25 protein-coding genes and 2 pseudogenes are annotated in these 25108 nt (G+C 41.9%); 21 read left to right on the top strand and 6 right to left on the bottom strand.

Going from position 1 to position 25108, the window contains the following annotated elements:
• Positions 1–16: 16 nt before the first annotated feature.
• The 5 genes from AMD27_RS15775 (at position 17) to AMD27_RS15795 (ending at position 3024) form a co-directional block, all read left to right on the top strand.
• Complete coding sequence (locus AMD27_RS15775; RefSeq protein WP_067662395.1) at positions 17–382, top strand: HIT family protein; 366 nt, start codon at positions 17–19, stop codon at positions 380–382.
• 140 nt (positions 383–522) lie between these two features.
• Positions 523–1560 (top strand): A/G-specific adenine glycosylase, encoded by a 1038-nt coding sequence (gene mutY / locus AMD27_RS15780; protein WP_067662398.1) that lies wholly within the window; start codon positions 523–525, stop codon positions 1558–1560.
• A 55-nt stretch (positions 1561–1615) separates the two neighbouring features.
• Positions 1616–2146 carry a M23 family metallopeptidase gene (locus tag AMD27_RS15785; protein WP_067662401.1) on the top strand — a complete coding sequence of 177 codons (531 nt, stop codon included), beginning with the start codon at positions 1616–1618 and terminating at the stop codon, positions 2144–2146.
• 38 nt (positions 2147–2184) lie between these two features.
• The gene (locus AMD27_RS15790) at positions 2185–2430 is read left to right on the top strand and encodes a hypothetical protein (RefSeq protein WP_067662404.1); all 246 of its coding nucleotides are present in this window, start codon (positions 2185–2187) and stop codon (positions 2428–2430) included.
• A 39-nt stretch (positions 2431–2469) separates the two neighbouring features.
• Positions 2470–3024, top strand: coding sequence for a DNA-3-methyladenine glycosylase I (locus AMD27_RS15795; protein WP_067662407.1), 555 nt, complete (start codon positions 2470–2472; stop codon positions 3022–3024).
• Between the two features lie 161 nt (positions 3025–3185).
• Here AMD27_RS15795 and AMD27_RS15800 read toward each other — a convergent pair whose 3' ends face one another.
• Entirely contained in the window at positions 3186–4613 is a 1428-nt protein-coding gene (locus AMD27_RS15800; RefSeq protein ID WP_067662410.1) for a PLP-dependent aminotransferase family protein, read from the bottom strand.
• Positions 4614–4705: 92 nt separating this feature from the next.
• On the opposite strand from AMD27_RS15800, the gene AMD27_RS15805 reads away from it, so the two are divergent.
• Positions 4706–5158, top strand: a complete 453-nt coding sequence (locus AMD27_RS15805; RefSeq protein WP_067662413.1) for a hypothetical protein — start codon at positions 4706–4708, stop codon at positions 5156–5158.
• Here the strand turns inward: AMD27_RS15805 and AMD27_RS15810 are convergent.
• Positions 5118–6008, bottom strand: coding sequence for a LysR family transcriptional regulator (locus tag AMD27_RS15810; RefSeq protein WP_067662417.1), 891 nt, complete (start codon positions 6006–6008; stop codon positions 5118–5120). The two genes, AMD27_RS15805 and AMD27_RS15810, sit on opposite strands and share 41 nt — an antisense overlap.
• Positions 6009–6154: 146 nt before the next feature.
• Between AMD27_RS15810 and AMD27_RS15815 the strand changes: the two genes are divergently transcribed.
• Positions 6155–7315, top strand: a complete 1161-nt coding sequence (locus AMD27_RS15815) for an MFS transporter (RefSeq protein WP_067662420.1) — start codon at positions 6155–6157, stop codon at positions 7313–7315.
• Positions 7316–7403: 88 nt separating this feature from the next.
• On the opposite strand, the gene AMD27_RS15820 is transcribed toward AMD27_RS15815, so the two are convergent.
• Together AMD27_RS15820 and dapB are read right to left on the bottom strand one after the other, a co-directional pair.
• On the bottom strand, positions 7404–8060 hold the full coding sequence (locus AMD27_RS15820) for an START domain-containing protein (protein WP_067662423.1): 657 nt from the start codon (positions 8058–8060) through the stop codon (positions 7404–7406).
• 96 nt (positions 8061–8156) lie between these two features.
• Positions 8157–8978, bottom strand: coding sequence for a 4-hydroxy-tetrahydrodipicolinate reductase (gene dapB / locus AMD27_RS15825; protein WP_067662426.1), 822 nt, complete (start codon positions 8976–8978; stop codon positions 8157–8159).
• A 237-nt stretch (positions 8979–9215) separates the two neighbouring features.
• Here dapB and AMD27_RS18805 point away from each other — a divergent pair, with 237 nt between their 5' ends.
• The 10 genes from AMD27_RS18805 (at position 9216) to AMD27_RS15870 (ending at position 18426) form a co-directional block, all read left to right on the top strand.
• Positions 9216–9371, top strand: a complete 156-nt coding sequence (locus AMD27_RS18805; RefSeq protein ID WP_171254815.1) for a hypothetical protein — start codon at positions 9216–9218, stop codon at positions 9369–9371.
• A 333-nt stretch (positions 9372–9704) separates the two neighbouring features.
• Entirely contained in the window at positions 9705–10103 is a 399-nt protein-coding gene (locus tag AMD27_RS15830; protein WP_067662430.1) for an RcnB family protein, read from the top strand.
• Positions 10104–10347: 244 nt separating this feature from the next.
• Complete coding sequence (locus AMD27_RS15835) at positions 10348–10743, top strand: RcnB family protein (RefSeq protein WP_067662433.1); 396 nt, start codon at positions 10348–10350, stop codon at positions 10741–10743.
• Positions 10744–10877: 134 nt separating this feature from the next.
• On the top strand, positions 10878–12230 hold the full coding sequence (argA, locus tag AMD27_RS15840; RefSeq protein WP_067662436.1) for an amino-acid N-acetyltransferase: 1353 nt from the start codon (positions 10878–10880) through the stop codon (positions 12228–12230).
• A 343-nt stretch (positions 12231–12573) separates the two neighbouring features.
• Positions 12574–13548: a sulfonate ABC transporter substrate-binding protein gene (locus AMD27_RS15845; RefSeq protein WP_067662439.1), complete on the top strand. Its 975-nt coding sequence runs from the start codon at positions 12574–12576 to the stop codon at positions 13546–13548.
• A 24-nt stretch (positions 13549–13572) separates the two neighbouring features.
• Positions 13573–14571, top strand: a complete 999-nt coding sequence (locus AMD27_RS15850) for an aliphatic sulfonate ABC transporter substrate-binding protein (RefSeq protein WP_067663098.1) — start codon at positions 13573–13575, stop codon at positions 14569–14571.
• A 30-nt stretch (positions 14572–14601) separates the two neighbouring features.
• On the top strand, positions 14602–15777 hold the full coding sequence (gene ssuD / locus AMD27_RS15855) for an FMNH2-dependent alkanesulfonate monooxygenase (protein ID WP_067662442.1): 1176 nt from the start codon (positions 14602–14604) through the stop codon (positions 15775–15777).
• On the top strand, positions 15774–16628 hold the full coding sequence (gene ssuC / locus AMD27_RS15860; protein WP_416202798.1) for an aliphatic sulfonate ABC transporter permease SsuC: 855 nt from the start codon (positions 15774–15776) through the stop codon (positions 16626–16628). Before ssuD ends, ssuC begins: the two co-directional genes overlap by 4 nt.
• A 9-nt stretch (positions 16629–16637) precedes the next feature.
• Positions 16638–17447: an ABC transporter ATP-binding protein gene (locus tag AMD27_RS15865; protein WP_067662445.1), complete on the top strand. Its 810-nt coding sequence runs from the start codon at positions 16638–16640 to the stop codon at positions 17445–17447.
• A gap of 361 nt (positions 17448–17808) precedes the next feature.
• Positions 17809–18426 carry a TetR/AcrR family transcriptional regulator gene (locus tag AMD27_RS15870; RefSeq protein ID WP_067662448.1) on the top strand — a complete coding sequence of 206 codons (618 nt, stop codon included), beginning with the start codon at positions 17809–17811 and terminating at the stop codon, positions 18424–18426.
• A gap of 131 nt (positions 18427–18557) precedes the next feature.
• Here the strand turns inward: AMD27_RS15870 and AMD27_RS18350 are convergent.
• Positions 18558–18763, bottom strand: a pseudogene (locus AMD27_RS18350) (5'-nucleosidase); the annotation flags it as partial.
• 12 nt (positions 18764–18775) lie between these two features.
• Positions 18776–19901 (bottom strand): annotated as a pseudogene (locus AMD27_RS15875) (TDT family transporter).
• 208 nt (positions 19902–20109) lie between these two features.
• On the opposite strand from AMD27_RS15875, the gene ribF reads away from it, so the two are divergent.
• The 4 genes from ribF to AMD27_RS15895 all read left to right on the top strand — a co-directional run bounded on the left by ribF (position 20110) and on the right by AMD27_RS15895 (position 25028).
• Complete coding sequence (ribF, locus tag AMD27_RS15880) at positions 20110–21111, top strand: riboflavin biosynthesis protein RibF (RefSeq protein ID WP_067662451.1); 1002 nt, start codon at positions 20110–20112, stop codon at positions 21109–21111.
• A gap of 63 nt (positions 21112–21174) precedes the next feature.
• Entirely contained in the window at positions 21175–24021 is a 2847-nt protein-coding gene (gene ileS, locus AMD27_RS15885; RefSeq protein ID WP_067662454.1) for an isoleucine--tRNA ligase, read from the top strand.
• Positions 24014–24553, top strand: coding sequence for a signal peptidase II (gene lspA, locus AMD27_RS15890; protein WP_067662457.1), 540 nt, complete (start codon positions 24014–24016; stop codon positions 24551–24553). The genes ileS and lspA overlap by 8 nt, the downstream gene beginning before the upstream one ends.
• Positions 24546–25028: an FKBP-type peptidyl-prolyl cis-trans isomerase gene (locus tag AMD27_RS15895; protein WP_067662460.1), complete on the top strand. Its 483-nt coding sequence runs from the start codon at positions 24546–24548 to the stop codon at positions 25026–25028. The genes lspA and AMD27_RS15895 overlap by 8 nt, the downstream gene beginning before the upstream one ends.
• Positions 25029–25108 lie beyond the last annotated feature (80 nt).

A 25108-nucleotide genomic window follows, 5' to 3' on the forward strand; every position in this document is an offset into this window, starting at 1 on the left:
TAATGAGGATAAGATAATGACTGAAGCTACTTGTGTCTACTGCGATCATGATGAATATGATGTCATTGATAAAAATGATTTTGGCGTAATTTTGCCTGAGCAGAAACCATTGACTAAAGGACACTCTGTCATTGTTCCACTCAGACATGTGAGTTCTTTCTTCGAAATTACCGATAAAGAACGCAAGAGTTTGCAGTCTTTACTGGAATTGGCACGCAATGAATTGCAACTTCGCCATCAACCTGCGGGTTTTCATGTTTCATTTAATGATGGTCATGTGTTTGGTGAAGAGGGTTCTGATCACTTGCATATTCACATTATTCCGCGCTATGAAAACCAAACCTTGAAGCTGGATGGGCGTTGGGGCGTGGTCAGCGAATAAGTTTATTCAAATCGAATACTTGTTAAAAAAAGATGCTTTGGCATCTTTTTTTATCTGCATCATTTTATGTATCGACTTTATTGCCATGCTCATAGATGGGATTGGTTATACTAGACGCCTTCATATTTTCCTGAGTTCTCATGTCCCCATTTTCTTTTTCTGATGCGCTTTTAACTTGGTTTGATCAACACGGACGCCATGATCTGCCTTGGCAAATTGCTGATGATCCGTATAAGGTTTGGGTTTCAGAGATTATGTTGCAACAGACTCAAGTGAAAACAGTGCTGCAATATTATGAACGATTTATTCAGCGCTTCCCAACCGTCCATGATTTGGGTCAAGCTCGTTGGGATGATGTTGCACCCTATTGGGCAGGTTTAGGCTATTACGCTCGCGCACGTAATCTGCATAAAGCGGCAGGCCTAGTCAGCCAAAAAGGCGCATTTCCTCAAACACTGGCTGAATGGATAGAACTGCCGGGTATTGGCCCGTCAACAGGCGGTGCGCTGATGTCACTCGGTTTACGCCAATACGGCGTGATTATGGATGGCAATGTTAAACGGGTGTTGTCACGTTTTTTCGCCATTGAAGATGATTTAAGTAAACCGATACATGAACGTGTGATGTGGCAACTTGCAGAACAGCTCTGCCCGACCCTGCGTAATCATGACTATACCCAAGCGATTATGGATTTGGGTGCCACCATTTGCACCCCGAAAAAACCGCTGTGTCTGTATTGCCCTATGCAACAGCACTGTAAAGCCTTTCAACAGGGTTTAACGCTAGAGCTGCCTTTTAAGAAGCCCAAAAAAGCGGTGCCAATCAAACATGCGAAAGTACTTTTAATCCAAGCGCCAGACCGTAGCTGGTTATGGCAACAACGACCGCATTCGGGACTTTGGGGTGGTTTGTGGACATTGCCTATTATCGAAAATGATCTAGAATTTGAGCGTCAGGTTCAAGAGTTTAAACTTAAAACACAGCTCAAACCTGTGCAAATCTCACATAGCTTTACCCATTTCACCTGGATTTTAGAGGTATATATTTTTAGCATTGATGCAGATGAACAAGAATTTATTCAAACCGAATTGGGTGGTGAATGGATTACATCGCAAAATGCGGCAGATTTAGGGATTCCCACCGCGATGAAAAAATTGATCTCAGCTGTTGATCTGTGACATATTCAAGTGAGAAATTTTTTGTATTGTCTAATTTAAGGATTGAGTGCTGACTATGTTATTCCGCTTTTGTTTCATCAGTTTTTTTGTACTTTTGATCTCGGCGTGTACCACAGCACCCAAAAAGTCTCAGCCCCTAGATCCAAATATCACGCAACGCTTGAAAAGCATGCCATTACCTGCTCGCTTACCCATTCCTGTAGATCAAGTTAAAAACAAACAGCTGAAAGATACCTGGGGTGCGTCTCGGAGCAGTGGTCGTATTCATGAAGGCATTGATATTTTGGCACCGAAAGGCACAAAGGTTTATAGTACAACCGATGGTCTGATTGGCAGTATGAAAAACAATAATCTGGGTGGCACAGTCATTTGGATTTTGGGACCTGCAGGCACTTGGCATTATTATGCGCATTTAGAGGGTCACAAACGTGGCTTAAAAGAAGGCGATTTTGTCAAAAAAGGCGCGCATATCGGTTATGTTGGCAATACGGGAAATGCACGTCATACTGCACCTCATCTGCACTATGGTCTTTATCTCTCAGGTCGGGGGCGCGGCGCAGTCAATCCTTACCCGTATTTACGTTAATGTGTTCGTTCATTCATTTTTAGTTTTAGGAAATATTCATGTCAGAAGCGTTGATCAATCGTCTCGTTGAGTTTGCAGAGTCCGGCAATCAGCAAAGGATTGTACTCAATGGAGTCACCCATCAAGGCTGGATCATGGAAATTAGTGAGGAAGCCCTCATGATCAGTACCGGCTTTGCAGAAAAATCAGGCCATGATGCATGGCTTAAATTTGAAGATTTAACCCAAGCTGAACTGTATTTCTGGGACAATCAGAACGATCTATGGGTTGAATTTAAAATATAGATTTTTTGTCTATGAACATGAAAATACTGGAGTACTAACTTGACAATACAGCGCTGCGGTTGGTGCTCCAACGATCCGATTTATATCGCTTACCATGATATGGAATGGGGCAAACCGAGTTTCGATGAACAGCACTTATTTGAAATGCTCTGCCTAGAAGGTCAGCAAGCAGGATTGTCTTGGATTACGGTATTAAAAAAACGGGATGCTTATCGCAAGCAATTTTTTAAGTATCCGATTGCGGACATTGCAGGCTTTTCAGATGAAGATTTGGCTGAAAAATGTTTAGATACGGGTTTGATCCGTCATATCGGAAAACTAAAAGCCATTCGTGACAATGCGATTGCTTGGGAAGCAATGAAAAGCCAAGGCATCCATCCAGTCAACTGGCTTTGGGATTTTGTTGAACAAAAAACCATGTGTAATCATGTAGCTGATTATAAAACTGCCCCTGCTCAAACCGAATTAAGCCTTAAGCTTTCCAAAACCTTAAAAAAAAATGGCTTTAAATTTGTCGGTCCAACCACCGTCTATTCATTTATGCAAGCCGTGGGTATGGTCAATGACCATGAAAACCATTGCGCTCAAAAATAAAAATTATGCTCTATCTTTAACATTATGCTCTGCTCATATTTTTAAGCGCTTGGTCTAGAATTTTAATTTTTCATAGCGCTCTTTTATAATGATATACCCCCTATTTATTCTCCTCTTAAGCGAGAAATAAAAGCGATGCATGAAAGCGCTCTCAGTTTGATCTAAACCACGCATTGAGCCCTCACCCAGTCTGCCAAAACATCAATGGCTTTTTTTAATTCCTCAGAAAGCTCATGACCTGCATTTAAACGAATACAGTTTTTGTAGCGACTTTCTTCACCAAACACTTCACCCGGCACAATATTGATTCCCTGCTGTTTCGCATAGTAATACAGCGCTAAGCCATCAATATGAGTAGGCATTTGCATCCAAAGTGCATAGCCCCCTTGTGGTTGGCTTAAGCCAATTTTAATGCCCTCAAATGCTTTAAATAAATAATCCCGATACTGCTCAACCTGAAGACTGATCTTGGGTTTCAATTTAAGCAAATGGTCACGATAGGCTCTGCTGTATATCAAATCTGCCAAACCAAGTTGCAAGGGTGTATTGACACTGACATTTTTAGAAATTAACTGCGCTTTAAGGGCGTTTAATGATTTGGGTATACAGAACCATCCTACCCGATATGCTGAAGACAATGACTTAGACACTGATCCACAAAAAATCACATAACCGTCTTGATCCCAATGTTTAATGGGTAAGGGGCGTTGTAAACTAAAACTACATTCTGCATAAATATCATCTTCAATCACATAACATTGGTATTTGGCAGCCAATTGCGCAATTTTTTCTTTTTCAGCATGGCTCAAACAAAATCCCAAAGGATTCTGAAAATTCGCTGTAATCAAGCAGGCTTTGGCTTCTGATTGTTGCATCGCTCGCTCTAAACTGTCTAAATCAATCCCTTGAGTATCAGCAGGAATTTCAACAATTTTTCGCTTGAGACTGCCCAGCAATTGCAACTGTCCATTAAAGTTGGGTGTAGGGACAATCACACTGTCCCCCACCTCCGTCAAGGTTTGTACCATAACGGACAATGCAGGCATACAGCCATTGCTAATGTAAATATCTTCAGGACTCAGATAAAAACCATCTTCCGCCCAATGATCCGACAATGCCTGTCTTAAATGCAAATGTCCTTGTTTATCACTATATAAAAAATCCTCAGGTTTACTGTTTTTTAACGCACGTTGAATAGATTTTCGAATAGCCTGGACAGGTACATGATTCGGCGAGATCTGGACTGAGCCTAAATGAATCAGACGGCTGTTGATGGACGCTTGTTGAATTTCCATCTGTAATTCTAAGTTACTAATTTCTCTGGGTGAGGCATTAAAATCTGGATGCTGTGGCAAATCAGCATCATGCTGATGTTTCTTAAGCAGATTCACGAAATAGCCTGATTTATTTTTTACTGAAACAAATCCTTGTGCTTCGAGTAATTCGTAGCAACGTGTTGCTGTGTTTAGACTGACGTGATTGAGCTTGGCAAATTGACGTAAAGAAATCAGTTTTTGACCGGCACTCAACTCCCCTTGAACGATTTTATCTTTTATCGATTCGGCCAAACTTTGATAATGGAACATCATCTGTACTCATTTTTTTAAATATTGTGTATCTGTATCTATCAGCATAACAGATTTATGCTCTTTGGCACGATCAAACAGATAAGGAGAATACGATGCAACACGATTTTAAAGAAAAAAATGCATATCCAACAAATACAATTTTATGCACATTTTTGGTTCTGGTGATCGGTTTACTGAGTGCTTGTGATGTACAGCAAACGAATCAACAAGCGCAACAACAGCACTTTGTTTGCAAGTCTTTAATTGATGGGTTTCTTAAAGCGGGAAATTTAGGACACTATACGCTACAAAAAATTCAACCCACACTGAATGATACAGCGACAGAACGAGCATATGTCTACGCTGTAGCAGATGATTACTTAATGAAACTAAACGTTCCTCGTCAGCAAAAGCTCAAGTTTAACTGTCAATATGAGGGTACTCAACGCTATACAGTGCAGTTGTTTAACCCAGAACATCAACGCTCAGAAAACTTGATCAGTCTTGATCTTCCAACGCAAAACACTATTCAAACACTGACAGCTTTTGCGCTAAAAAATCAATAAAAATCCGAACACGTTTGGGTAGATGCTCTTGCTGATAGTACACCGCATGAATACTTTGGTAATCGTGCTCAATTTGATCCTCAAACAAAGCAACCAAACGATTTTTTTTAAGATCTTGAGCAATCATAAAAGCAGACAAACAGGTAATGCCTAAGCCCTCAAGTGCCAAGCGCCGAACCGTTTCGCCATTTGAGGCCTTGAGTTTTGGTTGCACCCTAAGTGGTTCATCAGCGATATGAAGTGGCCACGTATTGAGGTGTTGTACCTTACTAAAACCAATGACACAATGATTTTGAATGTCTTGCGGATGCTGAGGATGACCATTGTTGGCTAAATAATCTGGACTTGCCACGATATAAAGACGGCTTTTACAGATCAATTTAGCATGTAGGCTTGAATCTGTGAGTTCACCAAAACGAAACGCAATATCTGTTTTATGTTGTAACAGATCAATCACCTGATCATGGCTGTTTAATTCAATTTCAATCTTTGGATAAAGCTGATTGAATTCTTTCATTAATGGGGCAATCACATGCAATACGAAAGGCGTGGCTGAATCTATCCGAATAACTCCTGAAAGATCACGATCCGATTTGAGTAAACTTTCTTCAGCTTCATTCAGATCATTTAAGATTTTACGCGTTTTGTCTAAAAACAGTTCTCCTTCTTGTGTCAGTTTCAAGGAACGTGTAGTCCGCTCAAGCAAGGTCACATTTAACTTACTTTCTAGACGGCTTAAAGATCGACTTATAGCTGAATTGGTTTGAGAAAGATGCTCGGCTGCTGCAACAATTGAACCACTATCTACGATGCTGACAAAATTTTTTAATTCGTCAAATGTTGATTTCAAAGTTATTATCTCACTGCAATTCTTGATTTTTATTCAATAATATTTTGCAAGTTTTAGGCTGTTTAGACAACCCTTAAAAACACACAATAACCCCAATCATCATTTAGTAGCGAAGACTCTGATATGTCCCAAAAAGAGACACCATCATGAAAATAAATTTTCCATTACTGGCACTGGCTATCGGTGCATTTGCCATTGGTACCACAGAATTCTCTCCAATGGGGTTTCTCCCCCAAATCGCAGAAAATTTAGCCATCTCAATTCCAACTGCGGGCATGCTCATCACTGCCTATGCTTTGGGTGTGATGATTGGCGCACCCTTCATCACATTAGGGTTTGGACGTTTTTCAAGACGTAAAGCACTCATTATTTTGATGGCAATTTTTACCTTAGGAAATCTATTGGCTGCGATTGCGCCCAATTACTGGGGGTTGATGGCTGCGCGAGTGATCACCAGTTTAAATCACGGTGCATTCTTTGGGATTGGTTCAATTGTTGCAACCAGTGTGGTCGCTAAAGATAAACAAGCCAGTGCAGTTGCTATGATGTTTATGGGACTGACCCTTGCCAATATTGGTGGCGTGCCTCTCGCGACATGGATTGGACAAAATATTGGTTGGCGTATGGCATTTGCTTTGATTGCGGTGCTGGGTATCATAACCATGCTCTCACTGTGGAAAGCGCTTCCAGAAGACAAGCTCAATCAAAAACCTGATGTTAGAGCTGAACTCAAAGTCTTGGCACGTTTGCCCGTGGTTTTAGCCTTACTCACCACCGTCATGAGCGCTGGCGCCATGTTTACGCTCTATACTTATATTGCACCGACTTTGCAAAATATCACACAGGCCACGCCGACGACGATTACCTTCATGCTGGTTTTGATTGGTGTTGGTTTCTCCATCGGTAATCATTTTGGTGGCAAGTTTGCCGATCTATCCTTAAACAAAACGCTAATCGGTTTTTTAATCTTGCTGATGCTGATGATGTTGCTGTTCCCTATTTTGGCTAAAACTGCACTTGGTGCAGGGATTGCGTTAGTGGTCTGGGGCGCCGCAGCATTTGCTGTAGTGCCTCCCTTACAGATGCGGGTGATGTCGGTTGCACATGAAGCGCCGGGACTGGCTTCATCCGTCAATATTGGTGCATTTAATCTGGGCAATGCTTTAGGGGCAGCAGCCGGTGGTGCGGTCTTGAGCATGGGTATGACTTATGCTGCAGTCTCAATCACAGGTGCAGTACTCTCAGCACTAGGACTCATCTTGGTTTTGATTCAAATTAAACTGAGTACAGTAACTAAAGTGGCTTAAGACTTGGCTGTGAATCATTCATTATTCCCATCTTAAAATAAAAAACCTGCATATTTGCAGGTTTTTTATTTGCCTATACTTGGTTTTATTATTCTTTCAAAATCGCAGGTAACTGAGGATTTTTTCTACTGGGCTTTGCGAGTTCCACTTTCATTTTTTGTAGCATTTGATAAGGCTGTTGTTGCACAAACATATTGGTCACACTTTGCGGGATTACCCCTTCAGGATCCGCATAGCCTGTAGTCACCACTTTGACTTTTCCCTCACCCACTGGGCTAAATACCCAATCTCCTTGGTATTTTTGCAAACGAATATAAGTTGGATTTTTGGCTTTGCCTTGTTGAATGGCTTTATTTTTAATTTGAATATGACCATTGGCATCTTTACGCAGTGTACCTTGAATAATCAAATCTCGATCTTTTAAGGGAAATGGAAAATCAAGCACCATATACAATTTGAACTCCCCTTTGCTTAAGTCCTGAGACAGCACTTGGGTCGATGCAACGTTGGGAATCCATGTTTTGGCATTTTCCACATCTAAGACAATCCCAACCGCACGTTCTAAGCTGGTATTTAGTGTGGTTTCTGCCCGATAGGAAACAACTGGATTTTGTGGGTCTTGTACCGTCCAGACTTTGATGTTGTTTTTATCGATACGGAGTTTAGCGGTATCGGCTGCGATAGCAGCGGTGGTCAGGCATAACCCACTGACAACAATTGCCATCACTGTATTTTTATTTTCCATATACTGAATCTGCTTTTTTAATTATTTTATCAATGATCATAACCATGATCGAGATGCCGAGGCTGAATACTCGCATCTCATGTTTAGATGGACAGATTAAATCTGAATATCATTAAAACCTAAAACATCTTTCATGTCATATTTTTTTGCTTCTTTTCCGACGACCCAAGCCGCAGCACGAACAGCGCCAGACGCAAAATTCATACGGTTGGTGGCTTTATGGGTAATTTCAACGCGCTCGCCTTCACCAATAAACATCGCCGTGTGCTCACCGACAATGTCACCACCACGAATGGTTTGAAAGCCAATACTTTGACGCTCACGAGGACCAGTATGCCCTTCACGGCTATACACCGCGACTTTCTTTAAGTCACGACCTAAAGTATCTGCAATCGCCTCGCCCATCATTAAGGCTGTACCGGATGGCGCATCTACTTTATGACGGTGATGCGCTTCAATCACTTCAATATCCACCGTGTCGCCAAAGACTTTAGACGCAAGCTCTAACAGTTTGATTGAAACGTTTACACCCACCGAATAGTTTGCAGCGTAGACCACTGGCGTTTCAGTTGCAGACTCATCGAGGAAGGCTTTTTGTTCATCATTCATGCCCGTTGTACCAATGACAATCGCAACACCCGCTTCACGGCAGAGTTTTAAATGCTGCTGTGTTGCTTCTGGAGCCGTGAAATCAATCACCACATCACAATCTTTCAAAACTTCTTTTAAGTCGCCAACCACTTTTACGCCAACATGACCAATGCCTGCAAGTTCGCCTGCATCTGCACCCACCAAGCTGCTTTCTGGACGTTCAACCGCTGCTGCCAGTTGATATCCTGCTTCTTTAACCGCTTGAATGAGGATGCGTCCCATACGACCGCCTGCACCTAGTACACCAATGCGTGGAGCTGCTGACATAACATATTCCTAATGTTGCCTTAAAATTGTCCTTACTATAGCAAAACTAAGATCAGACGCTAAGTTTCCGCCTTTAAAATTCAAATAAAATATCCTCATCTCATCGAATATAGCACTTTGTGAGTACCAATAAATCGTAAATACAAATTATAATTATTATTTTATTCGGTTTTTCAGATTACAAAATTTAGACTATGATCTATGCATCTTTAAAGTAAGATTAAAAAAGGATTTCTCATGTCAGATCAACAGCGTAAAAATGCAATGATTCGCTCGATTCAAGACCTTCAACTCTCCAATGCACTGATTTTAGCACTCGATCATGCAAAAACTGCGGCTTCTGTTGAAAATGCAGTCAATGAATTGATGCGTTATGCTGAACATTGGAACTAAATTGGAACTAAGCAGTTCACTTCAAGAGCGGTAGACCTTTGGGTTTAGATAGCATTCAGCTTGGCTAAAGGAGGGCACTTTGGAAAATACTTTACTTTAATGGTGTATTTTAAATAAAGATTTACACTTTTCTACTTTGGGCTGTCTGAGCCTTAAAACCACTGAAATATAGATGACAACGGCATTTGCACTGACTTGGTTTATCTTTATATCAAAATATGTTCTTATTATCTCTGCATTTTTAATCGAATTTACATTTGATCTTCACAGTTTCTCTGCATTGTTTCAGTAAAGTATGAAAATGAAAACACTAAAGGTAAATGAGGGCGCAATATGAAAAAGATTTTGACCGTTGTGACATTATCTTTCAGTACAATGTTTGCTGCAAACTTTGCTGCCGCCGCACCTCATTCAAATGAATATCAGAATAATGACAACCGTGAGCGTGGTAAAGGCCATGAAAAACGTGCGCAACGTGATTTTGATTCGGAGCAACAGCATCAAGACCGTCGTAAATACAGAGAAGAACGCGGTGTAAAACGTCTACAAGAGCATAAATGGCAAACGGGTTATGTGATGCCGCAGCATTATCGTGGTAACAGCTATAAAACTGAGTATAAAGAGCATAATTTGCCTAAACCCTCTCGTAATCAGCAGTGGTACAAAATTAACAATGATTACATTTTGGTCGACTCTGAAAGCAACAGCATTTTAAAAATCCAAGAAGACTAAAATTCTTTTGTTTAAAAAGCCCAAACTCGATTTGGGCTTTTTTATGTCATATCAATGATGCATCGGTAAAGCCCTGATTAATTTCTAGCCAAAGCATTGTCTATATTGGCGTGTGCTGAAATTTCACCTCCATAGAGTCTCCACATATTTCACAAATCAACTAAATCTCTCCACGGTTTATCTCAAATGATTGCGTACCTTTGAACTATCGAAATATAGCAATAAAAGCTTAGAGGTAACCGACATGAAAAAAGTATTCACTGCAATTGCGATTTCTATGAGTGCCTTGATGGCGACTGCTGCCATGGCTGCTCCACAACATTATCAAGAGCATCGTGACAGCCGCTATCAATCGTCTAAACCTGCACCGCATTGGAACAACAAACAGCAGGATCATCGCTTCGATCGTGACGATCGTTTCGAGCGTAATGACCGCAATAAACCGTCTATTAATCCAAGTCGTGAATGGCGCACAGGACAAACCCTGCCTCGCCAATACAGCTCAGCGCGTTTCGAAGCAAATCGTGACCAAGTCAAACGTCTGCCAAAAGCAGGTCGTAACCAACAGTGGTACAAAGTTGGCGGTGACTATGTGCTCGTCAATGAGCGTAACGATCGTATCGTGAAAATCATCGGCTAATATTCTACCTTTCCTGCACAAAGCCCAAAGTTCCTTTGGGCTTTTTTTATGCTGCATCATGATCAAAGGTGTGGAATTGGTTTTTTTTGTTTAGAATCGACTTTACATAGACGATTTCTGACATTGGTAGACGTATGCAACCAGATTCACAAGAAACAACACAAGGCACTGCTCAGCAATATGTGCATTGGTTTCGAAACTCTGCGCCTTATATCAATGCTCATCGCAATAAAACTTTCGTGCTGATGTTTAGTGGCGACGCGGTTTTGGATGATAATTTTCAGCATATTATCCATGACATTGCGCTCCTCCACTCTTTGGGCATTCGCTTAATTTTGGTGCATGGTGCTCGTCCTCAAATTAATGTCAATTTACAAGAAAAAAATCTAGAGACGCCATTTCATAATCATCGCCGGATTACCACACGCGAGTCGCTAGCCTCTGTCATGCAAGCCGTCGGCGCTATTCGTTTACAAATTGAAGCCCTGTTATCTATGGGCCTGGCCAACTCACCGATGTACGGCGCACGTATAGATGTAGTGTCGGGTAATTTCGTCACGGCAAAACCGTATGGGATTCGCAGTGGTATTGACTACCAACTGACTGGCGAAGTGCGCAGTATTGATACCGAGGCGATTCAAAAACATTTAGATAATCACAATATTGTCTTGCTTGGCCCTTCAGGCTATTCAACCACAGGTGAAGTGTATAATTTACTGGCAGAAGAAGTGGCCACCAAAACCGCGATTGATTTACAAGCGGACAAATTGATTTTCTTGGGCAGTCAGCAAGGTCTACTGAATGAATATGGCAAATTGCTGCGTGAAATTACCCCGCATCAACTCGATCAACATATTACCAAATATCAAGACACACACTTTGAACTGTCGATTCATTTACAGAATGCAAAATTGGCTTCACTGAAAGGGGTCAATCGGGTGCATCTCATTTCTTATGCACATGACGGTGCTTTGATTGAGGAACTGTTCACCCGTGATGGTCATGGCACCATGATCACGGATGCGCATTATGAAGACGTACGTACTGCCAATATTCAAGACGTGGGCGGACTGATGAGCTTACTGCGTCCTTTGGAACAAGAAGGGATTTTGGTTTATCGGTCTCGTGAGCGTTTAGAAAATGAAATTGAACGCTTTGCTGTGATTGAGCGGGACGGAATGATTTTGGCTTGTGCTGCGCTCTACCCTATTCCGACCTCATCAGATGAGCAAAAATCTGCTGAGATCGCTTGTGTTGCAGTCCATCCAAGTTATCGAAAGTCCAATCGCGGCAGTCAAATTCTGCATTATTTAGAAGAAAAAGCCAAAAGCTTAGGTATTCAACAATTGTTTATTTTGACCACACGCACTGCGCACTGGTTCTTAGAACAGGGTTTTGAACATGCCAGTGTCGATGATCTGCCTCAAGCGAGACAAGCCCTGTATAATTTTCAAAGAAATTCTTTGGTCTGCAAAAAGTCACTTTAAACCGTGACTTTTTTATGGCTATATCTTTATTTTGCATTAACTTATTCCACGCTACTCAGAAAATTACTCTTTTTTTCTTTTTCAAAAAATCGACTAAGCATATACACTCCAGTGAAAATAAATTTTAAATATTTAAAATCAATAACTTAAAAAAATAAAATTTATAAAGCATTCCAAATACTATTTCAGATAATCAGACAAGCTTTTCTGTTTTGATTTTATCTTTTTTCTTCATTAGGAATCCCTCAATTGTTATTTTTTCCGCAAAAGAAAATTCATTAGCGTATGCATCTACTTGTTCAACTTTTTTTAATTTTGTTTTTCTTTAGGGATGCGACCAATCATGAACACCAGCCATTTAAAATCTTTAAAAAACACATTGATCCTCTCTTCAATGGTTGTTGGTGTGATGATGCTTTCAGGATGCAGCAAAAAAGAAGCCGAAACACTAACCTTAAATATCGGTTTTCAAAAATATGGTGTTTTGCCCATTGTAAAAGAGCGCGGTACGCTTGAAACTGCGTTAAAAGAACAAGGTGTCAATGTCCGCTGGGTGGAGTTTCCCGCAGGGCCGCAGTTGCTTGAAGGTCTAAATGTTGGCAGTGTGGTGTTTGGTGAGGCTGGTGAAGCACCGCCTATTTTTGCGCAAGCAGCAAATTCCAATTTGGTCTACATTGCCAATCAACCTGCAGCGCCAAAAGCAGAAGCCTTGATTGTACAAAAAGATTCAAACATCCAAACCGTACAAGACTTAAAAGGCAAACGGGTTGCCTTAAATAAAGGCTCTAACGTTCATTATCTGCTGCTCAAATTACTTGAGAAAAATAATTTAAAACTGAGTGACATTGAAGCGGTGTATTTGCCGCCCGCTGATGCGCGTGCAGCTTTTGAGCGTGGTGCAGTCGATGCATGGGTCATTTGGGATCCGTTCTTTGCCGCGGCTGAAGATCAAATTGGTGCACGTGTAATTGCAACAGGTGAAAATCTAGTCAGCAACCATCAATTTTATTTGGTGGATCGTAAGTTTGCTGAACAAAATCCTCAAGTCTTAAAAACTGTGGTCAATGAACTGAACAGCACCACAGCATGGGTGGCAAAAAACCCAGATCAAGCCAGCACACTCTTAGAAAAACCCACCGGCTTATCTTTCAATGTTCTTAAATCATCGATTTCACGCATGGGCTTTGGCGTGAGCCCAATTTCAGCACAGGTGGCTAAAGAGCAACAATACGTTGCCGATGCCTTTTATCAGCAAAAACTCATTCCAAACCAAATCAATATTCAAGCTGCCATCCTCAGCACAACTTCTGAAAAATAATGAGAATAGTCAATGAGAACCACACTGAACACTTATAAAACAATCGCTATTTCAGGATTCACAGCCCTTACTTTGGGACTTACAGCGTGTCAAAAAACTGAACAGACGAATACAGAGAAAAGCCAAGCTAAAACGACTGAGCAAGCGGTCGACAATATTTCAATTGGGTTTCAAAAATCATCATTGAATCTGTTGGTAGCGCGTGAACAAAAACTGATTGAAAAAGAATTTCCAACAGCAAAAATTGAATGGCGCGAATTCCCTGCTGGCCCGCAAATGTTAGAAGCACTTGCAGTCGGTGCGGTAGATCTTGGCTATGTTGGCAATACACCGCCCATATTTGCACAAGCAGCTGACAAAGATCTCAGCTATGCAGGCTATGAAGTTTACCCTGCGCATGCCTTAGCTGTGGTTTTACCGAAGCATTCTAAGATTAAAAGCATTGAAGACTTAAAAGGTAAGCGTATTGCACTACAAAAAGGTTCAAGCGCACATGAACTTTTAGCCAAAGTTTTACAAAAAGCTGGCTTGACTTGGCAAGACATCCAACCGATTTGGTTACCGCCTGCAGATGCTCGTGCGGCACTGGATAAAGGCTCAATTGATGCTTGGTCTATCTGGGACCCTTACCTCTCTGCAGTACAACTGACGGGTAAAGTGGATGTGCTCATTGATGGAAATGACTTCCCCAAAACCTATTCGTATTACATTGCCAATCCAAAATTCACCACCGCTCACCCGCAAGCTTTAGACAAAATTTTAAAAAGCTTAAATCAGGCAGACACGTGGATTGTAAACAACCAAAGCTTAGCGGTAGATCTGTATTCGAGTAGTACTGGGTTAACCAAGGACGTTGCAAAATCAGCGATTGATCGTCGTTTGAAACCTTCACCCATTCGTGCATTAAGCGATGAAAATATTCAATCACAGCAGAAAATTGCAGATTTATTTTATGCAGAGAAATTGATTCCCAAAAAAATCAATATTCAAGATGCCATCCCACATACAGTCGTTCATAAGTAATTTTTGAGCTATTCAGCAAGGACATTTGAGATGAAAATTTTTTGGTTTATTCCGACACACGGTGACAGTCGCTATTTAGGTACCAGTAAAGGCGCGCGCCAAGTTGATCATGCCTACATGAAGCAGATAGCGGTAGCGGTCGATAATTTAGGCTATGAAGGCGTACTCATTCCAACGGGTCGCTCATGTGAAGACCCTTGGATTACCGCAGCAAGCTTAATTGATGCCACCAAAAACTTAAAATTCCTCGTGGCACTTCGCCCAGGGGTGACCACACCTGCACTGGCAGCACGTATGGCGGCTACTTTTGACCGTTTATCGGGTGGTCGTGTTTTGCTGAACTTAGTGACTGGCGGAGATGAAGAAGAGTTAAAAGGTGACGGGGTTTATGAGGATCACTCGACGCGATATAAAACTGCCGCTGAATACACCAAAATTTGGCGTGAAATTTTAACCCGTTCACATACAGGTGAAAGCGTGACCTTTCATGGCGAGCGCTTACATGTCGATGATGCAAAATTATTGTATCCACCGATTCAAAAACCGTATCCACCGCTATGGTTTGGCGGCTCATCAGATGATGCGGTCGAGCTTGCCACCGAACAGGTCGATACCTACCTGACTTGGGGTGAACCACCTGCAGCAGTTAAAGAAAAACTTGAAAATGTCCGGGTTAAAGCCGCCGCACGCGGTCGTACTTTAAGTTATGGTATTCGTTTGCATGTGATTGTGCGTGAAACCCATGAACAAGCTTGGGCCGCTGCTGAAGAGCTGATTCAATATGTAGACGATGCGACCATTGCCGCTGCACAAGCCAAGTTTAAAAGCATGGATTCGATTGGTCAGCGCCGTATGGCTGAGCTGCATAACGGCGACCGCTCTAAACTCGAAGTGTCGCCTAACCTTTGGGCAGGTGTCGGTCTAGTCCGTGGCGGTGCAGGAACAGCATTGGTGGGTGATCCACAAACGGTGGCAGATCGGATTCAAGAATATGCTGACTTGGGCATTGATACCTTTATTTTCTCGGGTTATCCACATTTAGAAGAATCGATTCGTTTCGCTGAATTGGTGTTCCCTCTTCTTCCGCTTGAGACACGTCAAAAATTGGCGCAGCCCAATTTAACTGGACCTTTTGGTGAAATCGTCGCAAATAATTACGCCCCAGAAGAGAACAAAAAGGGTGATAAAAAACAGGAGCCAGCATGACCACGCGCTCAGAAACACCGACGAGAACTTCAATCGTTATCAGCAAAACCCACACTCAGCACACTCAAAGTTTGGTTTCACGTGGATCAAAACAACTCGGCCAGCAGTTGCTGCCTTGGTTGGTGCCGATTTTTCTCATCGCGCTTTGGCAGATGGCTTCATCAACGGGTATTTTAGAAAGTCGCGTACTGCCAGCGCCCACCGCAGTCGTGACGGCATTTTGGGGATTACTGATGAGTGGTGAACTGTGGAAACATGTTCAGGTCAGTGCTGGTCGTGCCCTCATCGGATTATTGATTGGGGGGGGACTGGGCCTGTTCTTGGGACTACTGAATGGTTCATCCAAAGTTGCCTCGACCCTACTCGACACCACCCTACAGATGATTCGTAATATACCTGCCTTGGCACTGATTCCATTGGTGATTTTATGGTTTGGGATAGATGAAACTGCCAAATTATTCTTGGTGGCAATTGGGGTGTTTTTTCCTATTTATATCAATACCTACCATGGGATTCGCTCAGTTGATCCGCAATTGATTGAAATGGGAAAAAGCTACGGACTTACCCGCTGGCAATTGTACAAAAACATTATTTTACCGGGCGCATTACCCTCTATTTTGGTGGGGTTACGTTTTGCACTGGGTCTGGTGTGGGTGCTGCTGATTGTGGCTGAAACCATTTCTGCACAGGCAGGCATAGGTTATATGACCATGAATGCGCGTGAATTTTTACAAACAGATGTCGTACTGGTCGGTATTTTATTGTATGCCTTGCTTGGAAAACTCGCAGACGTACTTGCCGTTTCACTCGAAAAATATTTACTGCGCTGGCATCCCGGCTATCAAAAATAGGAGCTGCTCATGACTGATTTAAGTATTCAACAATACGCGAAAGACCCGTATCCAGATCACCATATAAATGAATCGAATGCAGTGGACAACACCCCAATCATAGGTGCGGAAATTAATATTGAGCAGCTGTATAAATTTTATGACAAAGTCACTGTGCTTGAAGATTTAGACTTACAGATTGCGCCAGGTGAATTTGTCGCCATTGTCGGGCGTAGCGGCTGTGGTAAAAGTACCCTACTGCGTTTAATTGCCGATTTAGAGCAACCCAGTTATGGCGAAATCAAATTTAAGTCTGCACTGAACTTCCGTGAAGGCATTACCTCAGATGACATTCGTGTGATGTTCCAAGATCCTCGCCTGTTGCCTTGGAAAAGCGTACTGAAAAATGTACAATTGGGTTTAGACAACTCACAGCATGACAAAGCCAAAAACCTACTGAGCAAAGTGGGTTTAGATGAAAAAGCCGAGCTTTGGCCTGCACAACTCTCTGGTGGCCAGCGTCAACGTGCAGCTTTAGCACGTGCATTATCGCATACACCGCGCATCTTATTACTCGATGAACCCTTAGGTGCATTGGATGCGCTCACGCGTTTAGATATGCAGGCATTGATTGAGCGTTTATGGTTGGAACAAGGCTTTACTACGATTTTGGTGACGCATGATGTCAGCGAAGCAGTGCAATTGGCAGATCGTATTATTTTGCTGGACAAAGGTCGCATCGCACAACAATTCAAGGTCGATCTTGCACGTCCACGTCAGAAAAATAGTCAATTTGCAGCATTAGAACAGCAAGTATTGCAGGCAGTTTTATCCACCTAAATCCTAAGCAGCAACTTTTAAGGTATATATGGCCTATCGAAAAGTTGTTGCCTACTGTGCTTTTTTGAAAGCATTTTGCAGGTAATTATCCAGTTTTTATATTTCAAAATTACGTAATGGAGACTGACACGCATTCAAATGGTATAAAGATTAAACATTGAAATAAATTTGCTGCATATTTTTTGTCAGGTAAAACTGAAGCCTTGTTTATAAAAAGCATTTAATTGAATCGCTTATATCAATTTAATCACTTAAGAACACAATTAATCCTCATAAACTTCTTGAAATCCGACAATCCTTGTGCACAAATCATGCATTTTACCGTACAATTTATAGATCCTTTTTATTGTTAAATGACCAGATGGAACAGAAAAAAAGTACGCAAAAACGACAGCAACTTTTGGCTGCCGCTCTCGATGTTTTTTCTGTGTATGGATTCAGTGGTGCAAGTCTAGATGAAATTGCGCAATTGGCAGAAATGCACAAATCGAATATTTTCTATTATTACGAAAATAAAGAAGCACTTTACGTTGAAGTTTTAACGACAGTCATGCAAAAGTGGTTAGCCCCTTTGCAAATGCTGGAGGCAGAGCTTGAACCTGCAGAAGCCATTACTCAGTATTTGATGCAAAAAATAGAAGTGTCACGTACTCAACCGAAAGCGTCAAAGCTATTTGCTTTAGAGATTATTCAAGGTGCACCGCACATTTTACCTATTTTGAAAGGTCCACTGCGCAAGCTTTTTAAACGCAAGTCGAAAGTGATTTCAACATGGCAAGAAGAAGGTAAGCTTTCAGATAAAATTGATGCTGAAGTGCTGATCATTAACCTTTGGGGTATTACCCAAAACTATGCGGACTTTAGTACGCAAATTGAAATGGTCACAGGCAAAACTTTACGTAATCGCAGTATGTACCAACGTACGATTGAACATACAGTCCATATGATTTTGTATGGCATTTTGCCGCGTCCTGAATAAACCTCATTGCATTAATAAATAGATATTTTCATTTAAATATGTATTTTGGCATACGACCATAGAATGCTATGGTCGCCAACCCTCAAATCACATCATATCCAAAAAAATTAAATACTTCTCTATAATGACAATCATTTTTGAACGCCCAATACGCCGTTTTCATCCCAATCCAAATATGCAGTGTCATTTGCACTATCTGTAATATATTGAACAGAAATCAGCCTCAACTTAAGTTTTTGCATATTTTAGCGAGAGCATAATCTTCTGTATTCACTAAGTTGCACGGAAATTTGGGCATGCCTGTCTCAAACTGATCACCTGTGCCCAAAATCCCTTTAAAAAGGCAAATTTACTTGTCTAAATAGACTTTTAGGCAAGGCGAAAAAAATAAGTGCCCTTGATAAAACCCTTGCATGGTTTTGCTCATGACCAGCATCCACAGCATGATCAATATGCTGGCAAAACCGAACGCCACATGGCTTAATCCTACAAAGTGAGTCTGATGGGCAAGATTAAAAAATGCTAATGTAAATACCCCAAATGGAAAGGTTAAGCCCCACCAGCCTAAATTAAAAGGTAAGTCTTTGATATGTTTTAAGGTATTTAAAACCGCGATGCCCCACCACCAGAGTCCAAAGCCAAGTAAAATCAGACTTCCGAAAATACCGGTGTGATAAAAAAACACACCCAAATCTTGCAGGGCAAGAGTGGCTAAAACCTGTGGTGCTTCTGCACCTAAAACCAATAGCGCCAGTGCACCTGTGCCAATGGGCCCCAAAGCCAACCAACAACTGATGGCAAGCTCTTTGGGTAAAAGCTGATGCAAAGCTAGACGCAACATCAAAATCGTTAAAATGGCAAAGGCAGGTAAAATAGACATACCCAGCAACATATAACTTCCGAACAATATACCCACTGCCTGCTGCCCCATTGCAATGTGCTGTAATAGCAATCCACCTGAACTCGCTGCCACTTCACAGGCCACAATCGGTAGTAGCCACAGTGCAGACATATCTTTAAGTGCATGCTTTTGGATGCTATACATACAAATGGGCAACAGCCCAAGTGATGCCCACTGCCAATAGGACATCGGCATACCAAAGCATCTGTGCAACTTGAATGAAAACATCAGCATTGAATTCAATACCAAATTTGAGACATCCATTAATAATGGTCGCCAATGCCATGGGAATTGCACCCAAGAACAAAGACATGCTGGGATGACTAAAAATTTGTTTGGCTTCTTGCGGAAACAACATCCATCTCAAGCTATAAAGCACACAGAAAAATACAAATAGTGCGGTGTTAAATAGCCATAAGCCCACACCCAATTGCCAAAAAAGCGATGAAAAAGTCCCAAACTCAGCCAAGATTAATGCAATTACACCAGTTCCCATGGTCACGGTAAACCAGTTTGGGGTAAAATGACGGATCAGGTCTTGCTTACGATCTAACTGCTTAAAGGGTCTATTCATCACATATAGCTCATATATTGGCTGTGAAATGATCATAAACCAATCCATTAATCAGAAAAATTGATTAATATTTATTTTAAGTATAAATTTAAATGATATTAAAATTGATTCATTTGTAAAAAAACTTGGTTGAAAACACAACAACAAGACGTAACGACGAGATTATGGCAATATATAGCCCAAATTCATTTTAGTCACAAAATCGCCCATGAAGCTGCTCCGCCTGAATGCTTTAGCGCCAAATTTTAAATTGCCCGAAACCGCTGTCACGATTGGTAATTTTGACGGTGTTCATTTGGGTCATCAGGCGATGATTAACCAGCTTAAAGATCTCGCTGCAGAACAAAATCTAAAAACAGTGGTGATGATTTTTGAGCCACAACCACTGGAATTCTTCAAAAGTTACGATGCCCCTCCACGTATCAGTTCACTACGTGAAAAAGTCGAATATTTAACGGAGCTCGGCGTCGATTACATTGCGATTGCCAAGTTTGATAATACATTTCGTAGCTTAAGCGCTGAAGCCTTTGCCGATATTTTAAAATACAAACTCAACACCAAAAGCTTAGTGTTGGGCGAAGACCATCACTTTGGTAAAAACCGTCAGGGCAACAGCCAATTTCTACGGGATTATGGCTTTCATGTGACCGATTTACAAAATATCGAAGTTGATGGTGAACGGGTCAGCTCCACCTTGATTCGTGAAACCTTACAAGCTGGAAATTTAGCGCGCGCTGCCCAATTATTGGGTCGTCCATATAGTATTACGGGTCGTGTGCAATACGGCGATCAAATTGGGCGAACTATTAATTTCCCCACTATTAATGTGCGTATGAGTCGTCATAAGCCGTGTTTACATGGGATTTATGGCGTCGAAGTGATTTGTGAAACAGAATCTTTAAAAGACAAAGTGAAACAAAGCGCTTCAGGTCAACCAGGTATCGCGGCCTATGACTCAACGGGGCTATTTGGTGCAGGTCATGTGGGGACGCGCCCAGCCATTCAACAAGATCATCCCGAGTGGCGATTAGAAGTACATTTTCCCGATGTTTCTGCTAATCTGTATGGCCTGTTAATGCGGGTCACATTCTTGAACTATTTGCATGGTGAAAAGAACTATTCTTCGCTTGAAGCACTCAAAGCGGGAATAGATGATGATGTTGAGAAACTGCTTGAGTTTCGTCAAAACACCCCCAAATTTCCCTTTTAAATATCCCGAATTTTAACGTAAAACGCGTCAGCATCAGACTGATTAAATTGGAAGAAAACTTGCATGAGCGATAAGCAAACTCCTGAAAATGCAGTGGATTACAAAGCCACGCTAAACCTCCCCGGTACTGAATTTGCAATGAAAGCAAATTTGGCAGTACGTGAAGCGAAATGGTTAGAAGAGTGGTATGCCGACAACATTTATCAGCAGATTCGTGCGTCGCGTATTGGCAAGAAAAAGTATGTACTTCATGACGGCCCTCCATATGCAAATGGACAAATCCATTTGGGTCATGCAGTCAATAAAGTCTTAAAAGACATCATCATCAAAAGCCGGGTGATGGATGGTTTTGATGCACCGTATGTTCCAGGTTGGGACTGTCACGGTCTGCCTATTGAGCTTAAAGTTGAAGAAAAAGTCGGTAAAGTCGGCGTTAAAGTCGATGCTGCCACTTTCCGTAAACATTGCCGTGAATATGCCTACACCCAAGTCGAACTGCAAAAGAAAGACTTCGTGCGCATGGGTGTGTTTGGGGATTGGGACAATCCGTACCTGACCATGAACTTTGCTCAAGAAGCAAATATCGTTCGTTCACTCGGTGAAATTGCCAAAGCGGGTCATATTGAGCCGGGTCTTAAACCTGTGAACTGGTGTTTAGACTGTGGTTCAGCGCTTGCTGAAGCTGAAGTTGAATATGAAGATAAAAAATCGGATGCGATTGATGTTGGCTTCAACGTCATTGACCTTGCAGATTTGTCTGCACGTTTAGGCGTCAGCGTAACAGATTCAACCGATATCGTGATTTGGACTACCACCCCTTGGACTATTCCTGCCAACCAAGCGGTTTCGGTCCATACCGATATCGAATATCAATTGGTCAAAGCGCGTGGCGACGAAAAAGCCGATCAAAACTTCATTCTTGCAAAAGATTTGGTTGAATCTGCGATTGAACGCTATGGATTTACGACGGTTGAAGTCTTGGCAGAGTTTACAGGCGCTAAGCTTGAACATTTACAATTACAGCATCCTTTAATTACTGAACGCCAAGTGCCTGTGATTTTAGGTGAGCACGTGATTGCAACCAGTGGTACAGGCGCAGTACATACTGCACCGGGCCATGGTGTAGACGATTATAAAGTTGGCTTACTCTATAACTTAAAAGTCGACAATCCTGTCGGTGGTAATGGGGTGTATTTACCTACCTCGCCCCTATTTGCAGGCGAGCACATTTATAAAGCCAATCCAAAAATTATTGCAGCGTTGGCTGACAACAATAAGCTTTGGGCACACATCCCTATTAAACATAGCTACCCGCATTGCTGGCGTCATAAAACACCGATCATTTTCCGTGCAACCCCACAATGGTTCATTAGCATGGATGCCAAAGGCTTACGCCAAGACGCATTAAACGCGATTGAAAATGACATCAGCTTTGTCCCAGATTGGGGTAAAAACCGTATTCAGTCGATGATTGAAGGTCGTCCAGACTGGTGTATTTCGCGTCAACGTACTTGGGGTGTACCTATTCCATTCTTCGTGCACAAAGACAGCAACGAATTACATCCGCGCACACCTGAACTCATTGAAGAAGTTGCGAAACTGATTGAACAAGAAGGCATTGATGGTTGGTATAACCGTGATGCATCTGAGTTTATCGGTGCGGATGCTGAACACTACAATGCGGTTCGTGACACACTTGATGTGTGGTTCGACTCAGGCACAACCCATTATGCAGTGCTTCGTGAACGTGAAGACCTGACTGACCCTGCAGATTTGTACCTTGAAGGTTCAGATCAACATCGTGGTTGGTTCCAATCATCACTCTTGACCTCTATCGCGATCAACAAACGTGCGCCATATAAAGGCTTATTGACTCACGGTTTCGTGGTCGATGAAAAAGGCCGTAAGATGTCGAAGTCGATTGGTAATGTGATCACGCCACAAGATATCATTAAAGATATGGGGGCTGATGGTTTACGTTTCTGGATCGCATCTGCAGATTACCGTTATGAAATGACCGCGGGTAAAGAAATCTTTAGTCGTGCGTCCGACGGTTATCGCCGTATTCGTAACACGCTGCGTTTCTTGCTTGCGAACTTAAATGGCTTTAAACCTGAAACAGATTGCTTAGCGATTGATGACTTGATTGCACTGGATCAGTACATTTTACAACGTGCAAGCGATGTTCAAAAAACCATTCAACAAGCCTATGAAGATATGAACTTCCATATTGTGGCAAGTTCATTGACCAACTTCTGTATCAATGACTTGGGTGGCTTCTACCTCGATATCATTAAAGATCGTCAGTACACCACCAAGGCAGACTCACAAGCACGTCGTTCGGCTCAGACTGCGCTGTATCATTTGGTACAAGCTTTCGTTCGCTGGATGGCGCCAATCCTCAGCTTCACTGCGCAAGAAGCTTGGCCTTTAATTCCAGGTCAAACTGAGAAATATGTATTTACCACTGAGTGGTATGACATTCCTGTGGCATCAAAAGCCAACTTGATCTCGGAAGCTGACTGGCAAACCATGATTTCGGTTAAATCTGCAGTTAACAAGCAAATTGAAGCGGCTCGTAACGCGAAATTGATTGGTTCAAACTTGTCTGCAAAAGTTGAACTCTGGGCGAATGCTGAACTCAAAACAGTACTTGATCAATTGAGCGATGAATTACGTTTCGTTCTCATTACCTCAACTGTGTATGTCAATGCATTGGATGAAACCCAAGGTGAAGCGACAGATGTAGATGGTCTACGTGTCAAAGTCTCTGCAGCGGACGGTGATAAATGTGCGCGCTGCTGGCATGTGCTGCCAGATGTAAATACACATCTTGCACATCCAGGTCTTTGTTCTCGTTGTATTATTAACCTTCCTACAGGTCAAGGCGAAGAGAGAAAATATGCCTAATCCACACGCTAAAAAGGGTTTATTCCAGTTCTATCCGCATAATTTAATGTGGCTTGGACTCTCCATTGTGGCAATTATTCTCGACCAATGGACCAAATGGATTGCAACGACACATCTGAACTATGCAGATCCTGTTCCGGTGCTGCCCTTTTTAAATTGGACATTACTTCATAACTACGGCGCAGCCTTTAGTTTCTTGTCCGATGCTGGTGGTTGGCAACGTTATTTCTTTACCGCACTGGCAGGTTTAGTATCTGTGATTTTTGTCTTTTGGCTGATGCGTATGCCGAAATACAGCAAAGTATTACCGCTCGCAATTGCACTCATCTTAGGCGGTGCTATTGGGAATTTAATCGATCGTGTGGCACTGGGCTACGTGGTCGATTTTATTCATGTGTATTACAACAACAGTCACTTTCCTGCATTTAATATTGCAGATAGTGCCATTACACTCGGAACTATCTTGATGCTTATCGATACTTTTTTCTTAGAGAAAGGTCGAATTCAACGTGCGGAAGCGCAAAATGACTGATTTTATTAATCCAAATGAAGATACTCGTATTGAAGCGGGTTCTAAAGTTGATCTACACTTTTCTGTTGCGATTGAAGACGGTGTAGAAATTGACAATACCCGTAGCCGTGAAGAGCCTGTCAGCCTTGTGATGGGTGATGGTAGTTTGTTACCCGGCTTTGAAAAAGCATTGTTTGGTCTACGTGCGGGCGACCGTCGTACGGTCAGCCTTCCCCCTGAAGATGCTTTTGGTCCTTGGAACGAAGAGAACGTCCAAAAATTTGATACTGTTAAATTTGACCCAGCACCCGTAGTCGGTCATATGATTGAGTTTGAAGACAAAGCTAAACAGAGCTTATTTGGTGTGATTAAAACTGTGGGTGATGACATTACTGAAGTAGACTTTAATCATCCACTCGCAGGTAAAAACATTACCTTTGAAGTGGAAATCTTCAAGGTAACTCCAGCAGGTCAGCAAGGTATTCAACTTCGCTAAATGTGATTTAAATTGAATTTTTAAAAGCTCCTTCGGGAGCTTTTTTGATGCAAGATACAATTTATCTCTATGCAATTATT

Source organism: Acinetobacter sp. TGL-Y2, from assembly GCF_001612555.1.
GTDB lineage: Bacteria > Pseudomonadota > Gammaproteobacteria > Pseudomonadales > Moraxellaceae > Acinetobacter.